Genomic DNA, 14,031 nt, shown 5'->3' with positions numbered 1-14,031 from the left:
GGGCCTGAATCAATGAATTGCAGGGCGTTAAGCTTTAGTGAACATTGCGGTTCCCGCTGGGGGTAGGGGGTAGCCTGGAGCGCCGGAAAATCCTACCTTCCAGCCCCAACGCCTACCCAACCGCTCTGCCGTATGTCTGCTTCCACTCCTGCTCCTACCCCCGCTCCCGAGCTCAACCTCGAAGCGTCCTCCGTCTCCGATTCCTCTAACCCCTCCCCATCGGGCGGCCCATTGCCTCGTCAGCAAGGGGTAGGGGGCGCGGCCTCCCAGCGCCCGATGTACTACGAATATAAGCCTTCCGAAATAGTTCGGGCCCAGCACGGCCCCGAGCTGCGCTGTAAGACCTGGGAGGCAGAGGCGGCCCTGCGCATGCTGGAAAACAACCTCGACCCAGCCGTAAGCCTGGTGTACGATGAGCTGATTGTGTACGGGGGCGCCGGCCGGGCCGCCCGCAACTGGAAGGAATACCAGACCATTGTGCGCACCCTCAAAACGCTGGCCCCCGACGAAACCATGCTGGTGCAGTCGGGCAAGGCGGTGGGCGTGATTCGCACCTGGGCCCACGCCCCGCGGGTGCTCATCGCCAACTCCAACTTGGTGCCGGCCTGGAGCACCCAGGAGTATTTCGATGAGCTGGACCGCCAAGGCCTGATGATGTACGGGCAGATGACGGCCGGCTCCTGGATTTACATTGCCACCCAAGGCATCCTGCAGGGCACCTACGAAACCCTGGCTGCCGTGGCCGACCGGCACTTTTCGGGCACGCTGGCCGGCACCATCACCGTCACGGCCGGGCTCGGGGGCATGTCGGGCGCCCAGCCCCTGGCCGTGACCATGAACGACGGCGTGTGCCTGGTAATTGAAAGCGTAGATGCCCGCGTGAAGCAGAAGGTGCGCGAAGGCTACGTAGACGAGCAGGCCCGCGACTTGGCCCACGCTCTGGCGCTATGCCAGCAGTACAAAGCCGAGCGCAAAGGCTACTCCGTGGGCCTGACGGGCAACGCCGCTACCGTGCTACCCCAGCTGCTTCAGCAAAGCTTCCCGGTTGACATCGTAACTGACCAGACCTCGGCCCACGACCTGATGGACTACATCCCCGAAGGCGACCTGGACGAGGTGCTGCAGCTGCGCCAGGACAACCCCGAGGAGTTCAAGCGCCGGGCCCTGCAATCCATCGTGAAGCACTGCCAGGCCATTATTGATCTGCAGGCGGCCGGCGCCGTGGCCCTCGACTACGGCAACAACCTGCGCGGGCAGGCCGAAAAAGGCGGGCTACGGGTGCGCGACGAGCACGGGCAGTTTCTCTACCCCGGCTTCGTGCCTGCCTACATCCGGCCGCTGTTCTGCGAGGGCAAGGGCCCGTTCCGCTGGGCGGCCCTCTCCGGCGACCCCCAGGATATCCTACGCATCGACCGCGCCCTGCTCGAAACCTTCCCCGAAAACCGCATGCTGCGTCGCTGGATTGAAAAGGCCCAGGCCAAAGTGCCCTTCATTGGCCTGCCCGCCCGCGTGTGCTGGCTGGGCTACGGCGAGCGGGCAAAGTTTGGTCTGATTATCAACGACCTGGTAGCCCGCGGCGAAGTAAAAGCCCCCATTGTCATCGGCCGCGACCACCTCGACTGCGGCTCCGTGGCCTCGCCCAACCGCGAAACCGAAGGCATGCAGGATGGCTCCGACGCCGTAGCCGACTGGCCCCTACTCAACGCCCTAGCCAACTGTGCCTCCGGCGCCGACTGGGTGAGCCTGCACAACGGCGGCGGCGTGGGCATCGGCAACAGCACCCACGCCGGCATGGTGATAGTAGCCACCGGCACCCCCGAAAAAGCCGAACAGCTAAAACGGGTTTTGACCACCGACCCCGGTATGGGTATCTTTCGCCACGCCGACGCCGGCTACGAACTAGCTCAACAGGTAGCCCAGGAGCGTGGCGTGAAGATTCCGGGGCGGCAGTAGTTGTATATTTGTTAAACAAAGACCATCTAAGATGAAGCCAGCAGAATTATCTGAAAAAATAAGTAGAAAGCAGTCATTTTTACTAAGTAATGATGGGCAATTTCTAGGTAAAATAACTTTTAATAAGTATGATGCAGATTCTATTGTAAATCAATATGGAAGTTATGGTAGTAAATATTCAGCTACTTCTATTTTTAATCAATATAGTTCTTATGGGAGTCAATATTCGTCGTTAAGTCCTTATAATAGATATACTTCAACTCCTCCTAAAATATATTTAAGAGGAGAGTTGTGGGGTTTTCTAACTAAAAATAAATATTTGGGTCCAAAAACGGTGGAGCCAGAAGCGTTGCAAGAATGGATGCAGATAAATAGAATAGGAATGTATGATTAACTTTACGTACGTGGATTATCTGAATATTTTTACTGCTCTTGTTACATCAATTGGTGGGGCTAGTGTAATAATACTCGGTCTTTCAAAATTTTTTGGTGATTTTTTTGCTAATAGGCTTTTAGGTAATGTAAAAAACAAACATGAAAGAGATTTAGAGGGTATAAAGTCCAGGTACCAACGAGAATTAGAAGAAACAAAAGCTGAATTGGAAAGGACTAAGCTGTTGTTTACTAGATATTCCGAAAAACAATTCTCAATATACAATGCATTATGGGGTAATTTGTTATACACTAGGAAGCAATTAGATGATTTGTGGCAAAATCCGTTACTGGATAAATTGCCTGGATTTAATCAGCAAGTTATTCAAGCACGTACCGCAATTGATGATAATATGCTGCTTATTGAGAGTGCTGATTTTAGTAAGCTGAGTTTGCTAATGCAAAGGTTAGAAGCATGGTCAATTAATGGTGTGAGTCTAATAGATATGAATGGCCTCGATGTTCCAGCTCTACAGAGCAAAGGGCTAACTGATAATATGGTGCAAATTGCCACTGCGAGTCACTCTACGCTGCAAGCTGATTTTAGATCAATAGTAGCTGAAGTGGGAGATTCATTTAGAAATCAGATCAAAGGTTAGAAGTAAAGTATACTCGGCTGTGAAAATCCTTGCAATCAAGAAATGCGCCTTAAGCTGAAAGTAGCTCATCTCATAAGCAACGCCGCCCGAGCCCCGCTCCGGCGGCGTTGCTTGTTCTAGCCCCATCCCAAGAAGAAAAAAGCAAAACGCCTACTTCCGTTGTTTACCACCCTGCGTCGGCACATCACCGGCGTACGAACCAAACAACTCAACTATGAACATTGGAATCATTGGAGCCGGTAATATCGGTAGCGCCCTTGCCGTGCGGCTTACCAGCCTCGGCCACAACGTGTACATCGCCAACTCCCGTGGCCCCGAAACCCTGCAGGATCTAGCCCAGAAAACCGGTGCTACCCCCGTGACGGCCGAGGAAGCAGCCCGCCGCGGCAGCGACATCATCGTGGTGACCATTCCGCTGGAGAAAATTCCGGACCTGCCCAAAGACCTGTTTGCCAATGTGCCGGCCGAGGTGCCCATTATCGATACCAGCAATTACTACCCCATGCTGCGCGATGGCCAAATTCCGGAGCTGGAAACCGGCGACCTGACCGAAAGCGGCTGGGTGCAGCAGCACCTGGGCCGCCCGGTAGTGAAGGTGTTCAACAACATTTTCGCCGAGCACCTCGAGAAAAACGGGAAGCCCGCCGGCACGCCCGGCCGCATTGCCTTGCCCGTGGCCTCTGATGATGCCGCCGCCAAGCAGAAAGTAATGGCCCTGGTGGAAGAGCTAGGCTTCGACGCCCTCGACGGCGGCACCATGCACGAATCGTGGCGGCAGCAGCCCGGCGGGCCCATCTACTGCAACGATTTGCCCGCCGACCAGGTGCGCGAGCATCTGGCCCGCCTCGGCACGGAGCGCACGGAGGCCCAGCACCAAGAGTTCCTGGCCAACCACGCCAAGGCGGAGCAGGCCATGGAGGCCCAAGGCATCAAGCTGAAGTAGCCAACGCCCAGAAACGCCAAGCTTACTTCTCAATTGCTAAAAAGACCGTTATGCTCAGCATGACGGTCTTTTTTTATCCACTCGTCTCAGGGAGTGTGGGTAGGTAGCGAGTATACTTGCGCATACTCTTATCCATATATGAAGATTTTCGTACGCATTGCGCCTTTCCTGCTGAGTCTGGCCGCTTGCCAGAGCAGCCCAACCACCCCTGCAGCAAGCGAGGTAACGGCACCGGCCCCGCCTACCCCTTCACCTACCCAGGAACCCAACGTTGAGGCCACTGCTTCCTCCAACCCAGAGCGGATACAAGAAGGCCTCGTTACTGTTAACGGGCAGCAGAACAAGCAGCTCACGGTTGAGGAGTTAGAGCGCCAAATGGGCCGCCCCGACCAAGTAGAGAAAGGAGCCGTGGAGTGTGGCGGCCAGCTAGACCTACCCATGGATGCCCCCGCAGGCGACTGGTGGTACTACGGCAACACCATGTACGAAGTAAACGGCAACCAGGCCCTGCTGCATAGCTTTAGCGTCACGACGGGCAAATTCCAGGGGAAGCTAGGACAACTGACCCTCGACCAGAACACGACGCTGGAAGATGTGCGCCGCCTCTACCCCGTAGCCACCAAGCAAGCCGAAGAACCAGTTCCGGAATCCGGCGAACTAATCGTAAACCTGCCGTTTGAACACAACGGCGAGCTAACCGATGCATCATTGAATCTGGTATTTAAAAATGGTCAGCTGCAAGAAGTGGAGTTCTTCTTTCCTTGCTAGAAAGGTGATAAGCGCCCAACAGCCTTTCGCGCTCAGGTATCTTGACTTCTACGCCGCTAAGCCTCCTTTTCACGCCTCTCATTATTCTCCATGAAACCTGAACTCCAAGACTTGCCCCTCATCGATAACAGCGGCAGCCACCGCTTCGAGCTGACTGTAAACCACACCACTGCCTTTATGGAGTACGGCGACCGGGAGGAGGCCGTGGCCCTGTTTCATACAGAGGTGCCGACGCAGCTGGAAGGGCAGGGGGTAGGCACGGCGCTGGTGGAAAAGGTACTGGCGGAAGTTGAGCGGCGGCAGCGCCAACTGATTCCTTTGTGCCCGTTCGTAACCGCCTACCTGAAGCGGCACCCGGAGTGGCAGCGGCTTGTGGCTCCTGGCTACCTGCGTTGGTTCCAGGAAAAGCAGCAACCTCAATAAAAACGGTCATTCCGAGCGGGTCGAGGAATCTCGCGTGCTGATGTTGCTATAGTAATCCGGACGTCACCACGCAAGATTCCTCGGCTAGCTCGGAATGCTATTATTACACAGCCTGGTGTGGTTTCAACCCAGGGCGAGATAGGCGAATATCGTAACACAGTGCGCAAGCTTTTAAGGCATAAGCAGGGGTAGGGATGAGCCTAGGTTTGTTACATTTATGCTGTTAGTTCTAGTGTTAGCTTCTTTTTTATGTTTCTATCTAAGTATAAGCGCTTGGTGCTGATGTGGCTGGTGTGGTGTGCGGCTGCTACCCTGGCCGTGGCCCAAAAGCCCCTGGAAATTCTGCTGGTGGGCACTTCCCATTACAACGGCGAAACGGACGCCAGCTACCGGCCCATCATCGACAAGCTCAAAGCCTACCAGCCTGACTTGGTAATAGGGGAGTACTTGGCACCCACCGATGCCCGACAGTTACCGGTTACGCAGGGAGAAGCGCGGCCGTATCAGCGGTGCCTGCGGTACCTGCAGCGCCGGGAGCTGCAAACCCCGCCCTTGAGCACCAAAGCCGCCGCTGCAGTGCGCCGCCGGCTGCGCAAGAACCCACAGTTGCACCAGCAACGCATTGATTTGGCCCGCTACTACGCCTACAACTACGACCGGGCCAACGCCGAGTATCAGCTATATCTGTTGGAAGAAACCTACAAGGGCCGCCTGAGCGCCGCCGACCAGACCTACTACCGGCAGGCGTTTGGCCCGGCCGATTCCTTGCGCAAGGTCCTGAAAATGGTGCGCCCGCTCACAGAGTACCATCGCATCTTCTTTCCTCTGCTGCAGGAGCTCGGCCAAGATCAGCTTGCTTCCATGGATTGTCAGCGCTACGGCGAAGCGTTCAGCAGGGCTTCCAGTCAAACGTACGGTCAGTTCCTGACCCTGCAGGCAGCTTTCAAAGCCGATTCCACGACGGAGCAGGCCGCCACTTTCCGCCGGATAAACGCCGCCAAAACCGCCTATTTCGCTTACCTGGATGCTGCTAATACCAGCGAGCAGGCATATCGGATTATGAACGCGCCGGCTTTCGGCAAGCTCAACGACGATTTAAATTTCTACGGCGACGAGGCCCTGTTTGGGGCGCCGGGCTTCCCTACGGCCGCCGTGCAAGCCATGAAAACCCAGTGGCAGCTTCGCAACCAAGGCATGTGCGACAACATTGTGCGGCGGGCGCGGGAGCAAAAGGCCCATCGGGTAGTGGTAGCCGTGGGCTCGGCCCATACCATGATAATGCACCGCATGCTCGCGGCCATGCCCCACGTACGCGTCAGTACCTACAACGATTTGCCGTAGCCGGAAACCAGAGCAGGGAGGTGGTGCATTGGCCATCTGGGGTGTGCCAGAAACCCTGGCTACTGCTTCCGCGAGCAAGTCTCCTCTGCTCTTAAGCTGCCAGATGAAGAGGAAATAATTACGCAAAGGTATTGTCCTATCATGGCCTAATAATAGAAGAACATCCGGTTAGCTGTGTGGGTATAATGGTGTTGTCTGGCCTGGTAAGGACAAGAAAATGAGGTTGTTGGTTATTGGTTGATGAAGAGGTAGTGCTTGCCAAGCCTGTTTATTCACCCATTTACCTGCTGAGCTATGCAACGACAGCTTACCTTTCCTCCTCTTGCCAATGATGTAGCCAGGAGCCGGGCGCGGTGTCTGGCCCAGGCCACAATGCGGTGCTTGCTGGTTTTGCTGATGCTGAGCGCCGGGCCAGCAGCCCGCGCCCAAACTACGGCCAAGCTAACCCAAAGCATCACTTTCCCAGGCTTCAGCCCCACGGTAAATTTTGTGGCTGGCGATGAAATTACGCTGGCAGCTACGGCTAGCTCGGGGCTGCCCGTCACGTACAGCAGCTCTAATCCGGCTGTTGCAATTATCGATGGCAGCGTAATTCGGCTGACGGGCATAGGCACTACCACCATTACGGCCCTGCAGGCTGGCAACGCGCAGTATGAACCCGCAACCAGCGTTTCGCGCCCGCTTACGGTGCAGTCGTTGGGGGTAGCAGTCCTGTATGCTGATGGCGACGGAAACCCCACCAACAACGTGATTCGGCCGCACCTGGTGCTGGCGAATAACTCCAGCCGGGCCGGGCTGCTTTACCAGGACCTGACGATTCGGTACTGGCTGACGGTGGAAAACGACGCGGGCTTGAACGCGCTGGTTACGTTTGCGGCCCTGGGCAATAACCAGGTAAAAGCCCGGTATGTGCGGCTGACCCAACCCCGCAACGGCGCGCTGGGCTACGTAGAGTACACTTTTGCCACGGAGCGCGGTACTACCCTGCGGCCGGGCTCCAACTCCGGCCCCATCTGGGCGCAGCTAACGAGCCCCACATGGTCGGCGCTAAACGAAACCGACGACTACTCTTACCGCAACCAGCCTACCTACGCTGCCAACGACCATATTACCCTGTACTGGAACGGACGGCGCATCTGGGGCGAAGAGCCCGCCGAAGTGCCTCCGGTTACCCAGTTGCGGGTGTTGTCATCGAACCCGAGCGCTACCCCCACCGCCAACGTCATCACCACCTACCTGGAGTTGGTGAATGAAGGCAATGTGCCCGTGAACTATGCTGATCTGAAGGTGCGCTATTGGTTTACGCCCGACGGACCTGAAGCCCTGAATTTCACCAGCACCTTTGCCAAGTTGGGCAGCAGCAACATCAACGGGCAATTTACGCGGCTGAGTGCGGGGCAAGCGGGCGCCTCAGCATATCTGGAACTGCGTTTCTCCCCAACGCTCGGTCAACTAAGCCCCCGCAGCAGCACAGGCAACATTCAGTACCGAATCAATAAAAGTAACTGGTCGGCTTTCAACGAAGCTGATGATTACTCCTACCGCCCGGCCGGGCCTCTGGCTCCAAACGAGCACATCACCCTCTACTACCAAGATCAGCTGGTATATGGGCAGGAGCCACCGGCTGCCTCAACCCGGCAGGTAGCGGGCACCCAGATAGCTCCCTTGCAGGTAACCGTATTAGGCAATCCGGTAGTGGGGGAGCAGGCCTTGCTGGAAATCAGCGGTAGTCAGGAGCAGCCTCTGGTGTTAACATTGCTTGACTGGCAGGGCCAACCCGTGCTGACGCAACGCCTTGAGCCCGCTGCCTTGCAGCGGCAGACGCTGGCGTTACCAGGGTTACGGGCGGGGGTATACGCCTTGCGCGTCAGCAATGGCCAGCAAATGAGTATCGTACGCCTGCTGAAGCAGTAAGAGCTTGGCCAGTATAGCCAAGAAGCTTGATACGGTTCAGGCCGATGCCAGGGGGTAGGGCGATGCTGCTTTTACCGGTGAGGTGAGGAGTTGTGTTTACATTCGTTGCCGGTAGCCTTTCCCTACAAGCTAGCGCCCGCCTAAAGAGTCCTGCTCGTGTCATATAGATTGCTTTTACTACTGGTGCTTTGGGCGGCTACCTCCGGGGTGGCCGCCCAAAGCAATTGTACTACGCCTGTTCTGAAGGTGCTCTGCAACGGGGAGGAGATACCTGCTACGGGTAGCCCCATGGCGCGAATTGTACGGTTGCAGGTAAGTGCTGATGCAGCGTGCCCGGACCCGCTGAGCTACCAGGTGAGTAGCGCCTACTTAACCCTAACCCGGCGAGGACGGCCCGTTCTGCCCTCTCTCACCGCTACTCAGCCTACCGTGGACCTGCGCGCCTGGGTAGCTGCCAGCCAGCCCGGCGACCACATTAACGTGTTTATCCCGTACCAGAATCTGACGGTGGTGTTTGCTAACGGCACCCGGCGACCCTACCTCCCTTCAACAGCCAAACCCTCCCGGCCCCACCCGCTGGATATCAGAACCGATGCGGCGAAGGGCATCAGCTTCAACTGGCTGTTGGTGCGGCAATAAGCGGCCGGTTCAGTCTGTCCGGACGGTGCGGCATGGTAAGCGTTGCCTTGGCTTAGGTGCAGGGGTAGGCGGCGTAGTTTGCCCCGGCTACACTACGTGTATAGTTTCAGTTTTTATTTTAAAAAAGATGACGTTGAACTTAAGCTAGAAAGCGGCCGTTAGCCCGCTGTACTGCATCGTCGGTTAAGATGTCAACCTTTTTACAGAGGTTGTCAAAATAAAAGGCGTATGTTTACACTGTTTAAGGCAAATTGCCTCGTTTCATCTACTATCTATTCGCTTGCAGAATCAAAGTAGCGTTCCGTTGTCAGTTGCTTTCTTTTCATCCATTTCCTAAAGCATCATGTCAACAGGAACCGTAAAATTCTTCAATGAAACCAAAGGCTTTGGTTTCATCAACGACAGCACCACCGGCCAGGACATCTTCGTTCACGTAACCGGCCTCATCGACGAAATCCGTGACAACGACACGGTGGAGTTTGAGGTAGAGCAGGGCCGCAAGGGCCTGAACGCTGTTCAGGTGCGTCGCGCCTAACCGCTCCCTCTCTCAGAGAAACAAAAAAAGCATGCCATACGGCATGCTTTTTTTGTTTGCGCATCTACCAAGGGGTAGGGGAGTGGGTTTACACTTGTGGCGTAGCCAGTACCTCCCGCACCGGCGTCCAGCGGAGGTGGGGGTAGCGGGCGTTGTCGAGAGGTGTTAGTTTGGGGAGGCCGCTGAACATGTTGTGCAGGTACTGCATGCCCTGCCAGGGCGGAAATACCTCATTAGGGGCAGGCATGAGAATTTTGGTAAGCTTAATGACCTTTCCGAAAGCCGGCAGGCTACCCACCCGAAACAGCTTAAACTCCTGGCCCGTGGCCGCCTGAGCGGCAGCCTGCAACCCCCTGATGCTAGCCACCTCGCCCGCTACGCGCAGGTAGCGAGGGGTAGTAGCATCCAGAGCGGCGGCGGCAGTAAAGGCGGCGGTATCGCGCATGGTCGTGAAATCCAGGGGCTGGTCGGCGTCGCCCCAGTACACTACCCGGCGCGGACCCATGAGAATAACCGGGGCCTGGCCCGTCAGCAGGTCCGTGAACATGCCGTTGAGCACCGATGTAGCCTGAATAGGAGCCGCATCGAGGCGCTGCTGAAACTCTCGTCGCAGATCCAGGTTGCGGTTAGAGCCCTCAGGCAGTTTGGTGTAGTCAATGGAAAAGTCGGAGGGGATAAAGCGGGGCACCCCAGCAGCCACCGCCGCTTCAAGTAGGCGCGTCTGGGCTTCCACAATCACCTCGCGCAGCCCCGATACAGCCGACACCACGCAGTCGGCCCCCAGGCAGGCCTGGCGGAGCTGCTCCGGCTGGCTATAGTCAACTTCAATTAGTTCAACACCCTGCAGACGGAGGGAAGCCGCCTCCGCCGAGGCATTAGCTTTGGGGCGCACCAAGGCCCGTACGGTAGCACCTTGCTGGCGCAAGTGGTGGGCAATCAAGAGGCCGAGCTGGCCGGTAGCGCCCGCCAGTACAACCACAGAAGAAGGAGACATCGATTCAGACATAGTAGGGGCACCGGTATGGGGTAGCACACTACTACCGTTCAGCTGCCGGAAAGGTTGCCCGGTTTCTTTTCTCGCGGGTCCAGCTTCGCGGCGGAAGCAGGGGTAGCAAACCAACCTCAGCCGCCAGTTGCCTAAAGGCGGCCGTCTGAAGCAGCGGGCGGCAGAGGCTGCAGTAGCCAGTCTAGGGCATCGGCCTGCTGTTCGGCCGCAAAATAGCGGCTGCTCAGGTTGTAGCGAAGTTGGGCCTCCCGTAAGAGGTAGGCTGCCTGCGGCCGTACGGCGAGGCTGAAAGAAGTTAGCATGGCTACACGCAGCAGCAACCGGGTGGGCACCACGCGGGGCAACCAGTCAATCAGCAGCCACCCAATTAGCTCGTCTTCGTAAGCTGACAGCAGGCGGTGGTCGGTGAACAAACGCTGGTAACCCGTTTGCTGAAGCAGCAGCCGCAGCTGCTCAAATGCCTGCTGAATGGCTTCCTGAGGCGCCGGGCCCGGATGCCAGACAAGCGAGACATAGCCTGCCGCCATCGGCTGGAGAATACCCGCCTGGTTTTCAAAGGAATTCATAAGGGGGAGGACAGCAGGTAGAAAGGAGGGCAGGTGGCGGGGCCGCCGGCAAAAGTGCCGGGCCCGGAAACTTCCGCAACTAAGCTAACTCCGGTGCTGGAGGCAGCCGGCACAAGATGTAAGCGGGTGTTTCGGAATCTATACAAACATACGAGGGTATTGCCCGCTAGGTGGCTAAAAAGAAAATACCCGAACGATTGTTTGCTGCCCACTGCTGTATTACCTGAAGAGGTTTCTGTACGGTGCAGAGGCATGTATTATGTGGTAAGCGCCTGCCAGACGCTGTGGGCTATTGAGAAGCCAACAAACGGCCCTGCTGCCGGTTGTCCAGAGCTTACCACAACCTCTGACTGTATGAAAGCTTATAAGCTGCATGCCCCCAAAAGCCTGGAAAACTTCAAGCTCGGTGATTATGACGAGCCGCAGGTGCTTGACCATGAAGTGAAAATTCAGGTGAAGGCCGTTTCCCTGAACTACCGCGACTGGGCCCTGGCCAACGGCTGGTTTGGCTACCCCGGCGAAAAGCTGCCCTTCATCCCCTTCAGCGACGCGGCAGGGGTAGTAACCGAAGTTGGCAGCAGCGTAACCCGCTTTCAGGTGGGCGACCGAGTGGCCGTGAACTTCTTCCCCGACTGGCACGATGGCGCGTTTACGGCCGAAAAAACTGCCCGCTCTCTGGGAGGCAGCACCGATGGGGTGCTGGCTGAGTACGTATCGTTCCCGGAGCAAGCCGTAGCCAAGGTGCCCGATTCGTTTTCCTTTGAGGAGGCCGCTGCGTTTCCGTGCGCGGGCGTTACGGCCTGGCATTCCCTGGTAGAACAGGCCCAGCTGCGCCCCACCGATACAGTGCTGCTGCAGGGCACGGGTGGCGTATCCATCTTCGGCCTGCAGATTGCCCGGCTGATGGGCGCGCAGGCCATCATCACTTCCAGCTCTAACGAAAAGCTGGCCCAGGCTCGCGAATTAGGCGCCAGCCAGGTTATCAACTACAAGGAAACGCCCAACTGGGAGGAAAAAGCCCGCGAGCTGACCCAAGGACACGGCGTTACATACGTGCTGGAAGTAGCCGGACAGCTGGCCCGCTCCATCAAAGCCCTGAAGGCCGGGGGCAGCATCTTCCAGATTGGCGCCGTGGGTGGCCCCAACGACGAAGCGCCTAACCTGGGCATGCTGCCCATCAATACCCAGCGCCTGCAGGGCATCTACGTGGGCAGCACCCAAATGCTGACGGATATGTTCCATGCCTTCGACCGCAACGGCCTCAAGCCCGTCATCAGCAAAACCTTCGCCTTCGACCAAGCCAAGGAGGCGCTGGCGTACATGGGCAGCGGCTCGCACTTCGGCAAAATTGTGGTGCAGGTAGGGTAATACCGCCCTTCTCAACAGTAAAAAGCCATTCCTGCACCTGGCGGGAATGGCTTTTTTTATGGGGGTAGGAAAGTAGCATAGCAGTGACCCGTATGGCTAATCTGCTCAGATACTTTCCTGTTTGTGTCAAGGAAATAAAGATTCGTTATTCATGACACAAATAATTGTGTCGGAACTTGGCAATATTTAATTGTTGTGACACAACGGGGCAAGATGCCTGAAAAACAGCCAGAACCAGATGCGGAAGCAACTGGCCTTTACAATAAAGCCTCTGCAGACAGGCAAGTCGCGGCCTAAGCCAGCCGGGGCAATGATGCTCAGCGGCCGCGCAAGCTACTATTTTCCCGGATTTCGTGGATGAGGTGTATGCGCAAGGTTGCTAATGGGCGCACTTTCCTGCACGCGGCCTTCTGAGCATTGGCGCCTTATGGTAGGGTAGGAGAAGGTGCGTGTGGCCTGGGTACTTACTACTGCCCGGGCTGGGAAGATGAAGCAGAGGATTGAAACTTCTGCTGGAAATTTTCGAGCGTATCGAGCACCTTCTCGGGCTGCACATCCTGGGACAGCTCTGCAATTTCGGGGTGCAAGGCTTCCTCTACATCCAGCTTCTTGGCCATGGCGGTTACCATCATGAGCAGCCGGGTGATTTCATGCTCACTGAGCAGGCTTACCTGCAGGTTAAGGTCCGCCCGCTTATCGGCCTGGGCAGCCATGCGGTTCTGGCTGATGAGCACGAAGGTGGAAAGGAAAATGGCTTCTACGGAAGCAAACATAGCCAGCACCACAAACGACGGATCGAAAGGCTTGAGCCCCAGCCAGCCCAGGTTCCAGATAATCCAGCCACCGAATAGCCCCAAGTGAATAAATACAAACCGAAGACTCCCCGTGAAGCCCGTAACCGAGTCGGCCAGGGCATCCTGCCAGCTTTTCTGCTTTTCCTCCTGCTGTTGGCGCTTTAGTAGCTCTCGGATATTACGCTCCACGATTTGCGCCATTCCAGGCTGGATAGAGCCGGGAGTGGAGTGGGGCGGTAAGTTGGATGCCATAGGTAGTAAAAGCGTCAGATAAAGGATTCCGGAAGCTACTCCGCGCCAACTGTCAGGCCCTGCCCTTTGGTGCGGGCGCTCATGGGCGCCATGCGCAGCAACACAGCCAGATCGGCGTCGGCATAGGCCCCGTAGCCATCGAGGATAGTTCCCTTGGCGCCATCGGTGGTTTCCACTACATACAAGACCGAAACATCGCCCATGTCCTTATCCCCCTCAAAGCGGTGAAAGCACACAATCAGCAAATCGAGAGGGGAGTAAAGGCGGCCGGTTTCCGTGCATCGGATGCTGCGACCATCGGCCTGAAAAGAGTGCGTGTACCCCTGGGCGTGCAGATAGGCTAGCGCGTCGAGGTAAGTGTCAAACCGATTAACCTGCATACTATTGGGCATGTGAAATGAGCAGTGTGGGCGCACGGCAGCCTCAGCAAGCCAGAGCTAGGGCCTGCAGGAACTGTTGTCCGGGCCTTGCAAGCATGTACGGGGGTAGGAAGCGAAG

15 protein-coding genes are annotated in these 14,031 nt (G+C 56.8%); 11 read left to right on the top strand and 4 right to left on the bottom strand.

All coding sequences use genetic code 11. From position 1 onward, the window contains the following. The first annotated feature begins 132 nt into the window (after positions 1–132). The 10 genes from hutU to DNI29_RS19605 all read left to right on the top strand — a co-directional run bounded on the left by hutU (position 133) and on the right by DNI29_RS19605 (position 9,547). Entirely contained in the window at positions 133–1,953 is a 1,821-nt protein-coding gene (gene hutU, locus DNI29_RS19650; protein WP_317048760.1) for a urocanate hydratase, read from the top strand. Positions 1,954–1,984: 31 nt separating this feature from the next. Beyond that, entirely contained in the window at positions 1,985–2,347 is a 363-nt protein-coding gene (locus DNI29_RS19645) for a hypothetical protein (RefSeq protein WP_110979847.1), read from the top strand. A 10-nt stretch (positions 2,348–2,357) separates the two neighbouring features. Then, complete coding sequence (locus DNI29_RS19640; protein WP_123823334.1) at positions 2,358–2,984, top strand: hypothetical protein; 627 nt, start codon at positions 2,358–2,360, stop codon at positions 2,982–2,984. A 214-nt stretch (positions 2,985–3,198) separates the two neighbouring features. Continuing rightward, a complete protein-coding gene (locus tag DNI29_RS19635; RefSeq protein ID WP_110979845.1) occupies positions 3,199–3,927 on the top strand; it encodes an NADPH-dependent F420 reductase in 729 nt (242 codons plus the stop codon). A 138-nt stretch (positions 3,928–4,065) separates the two neighbouring features. After that, a complete protein-coding gene (locus DNI29_RS19630; protein WP_110979844.1) occupies positions 4,066–4,695 on the top strand; it encodes a hypothetical protein in 630 nt (209 codons plus the stop codon). A gap of 90 nt (positions 4,696–4,785) precedes the next feature. Further along, entirely contained in the window at positions 4,786–5,118 is a 333-nt protein-coding gene (locus DNI29_RS19625) for a GNAT family N-acetyltransferase (protein ID WP_110979843.1), read from the top strand. Between the two features lie 249 nt (positions 5,119–5,367). After that, on the top strand, positions 5,368–6,459 hold the full coding sequence (locus tag DNI29_RS19620; protein WP_110979842.1) for a DUF5694 domain-containing protein: 1,092 nt from the start codon (positions 5,368–5,370) through the stop codon (positions 6,457–6,459). 294 nt (positions 6,460–6,753) lie between these two features. Continuing rightward, the gene (locus DNI29_RS19615; RefSeq protein ID WP_110979841.1) at positions 6,754–8,373 is read left to right on the top strand and encodes a cellulose binding domain-containing protein; all 1,620 of its coding nucleotides are present in this window, start codon (positions 6,754–6,756) and stop codon (positions 8,371–8,373) included. Positions 8,374–8,661: 288 nt separating this feature from the next. Next, complete coding sequence (locus DNI29_RS19610) at positions 8,662–9,012, top strand: hypothetical protein (protein WP_123823333.1); 351 nt, start codon at positions 8,662–8,664, stop codon at positions 9,010–9,012. A 343-nt stretch (positions 9,013–9,355) separates the two neighbouring features. Continuing rightward, positions 9,356–9,547: a cold-shock protein gene (locus DNI29_RS19605; RefSeq protein ID WP_110979839.1), complete on the top strand. Its 192-nt coding sequence runs from the start codon at positions 9,356–9,358 to the stop codon at positions 9,545–9,547. Between the two features lie 88 nt (positions 9,548–9,635). Here the strand turns inward: DNI29_RS19605 and DNI29_RS19600 are convergent, their stop codons facing one another. Further along, entirely contained in the window at positions 9,636–10,541 is a 906-nt protein-coding gene (locus tag DNI29_RS19600) for an NmrA family NAD(P)-binding protein (protein ID WP_238388155.1), read from the bottom strand. 143 nt (positions 10,542–10,684) lie between these two features. Next, positions 10,685–11,119, bottom strand: coding sequence for a hypothetical protein (locus tag DNI29_RS19595; RefSeq protein WP_110979837.1), 435 nt, complete (start codon positions 11,117–11,119; stop codon positions 10,685–10,687). A gap of 354 nt (positions 11,120–11,473) precedes the next feature. Here DNI29_RS19595 and DNI29_RS19590 point away from each other — a divergent pair, with 354 nt between their 5' ends. After that, complete coding sequence (locus tag DNI29_RS19590) at positions 11,474–12,487, top strand: zinc-dependent alcohol dehydrogenase family protein (protein ID WP_110979836.1); 1,014 nt, start codon at positions 11,474–11,476, stop codon at positions 12,485–12,487. A 467-nt stretch (positions 12,488–12,954) separates the two neighbouring features. On the opposite strand, the gene DNI29_RS19585 is transcribed toward DNI29_RS19590, so the two are convergent. Then, complete coding sequence (locus tag DNI29_RS19585) at positions 12,955–13,533, bottom strand: DUF1003 domain-containing protein (RefSeq protein WP_110979835.1); 579 nt, start codon at positions 13,531–13,533, stop codon at positions 12,955–12,957. A gap of 35 nt (positions 13,534–13,568) precedes the next feature. Further along, a complete protein-coding gene (locus tag DNI29_RS19580) occupies positions 13,569–13,925 on the bottom strand; it encodes a phosphoribosylpyrophosphate synthetase (RefSeq protein WP_110979834.1) in 357 nt (118 codons plus the stop codon). Positions 13,926–14,031: the final 106 nt, after the last annotated feature.

The sequence above is a fragment of the Hymenobacter sediminis genome, assembly GCF_003231285.1.
GTDB lineage: Bacteria > Bacteroidota > Bacteroidia > Cytophagales > Hymenobacteraceae > Hymenobacter > Hymenobacter sediminis.
This window is presented reverse-complemented; position numbering and strand designations above follow the sequence as displayed.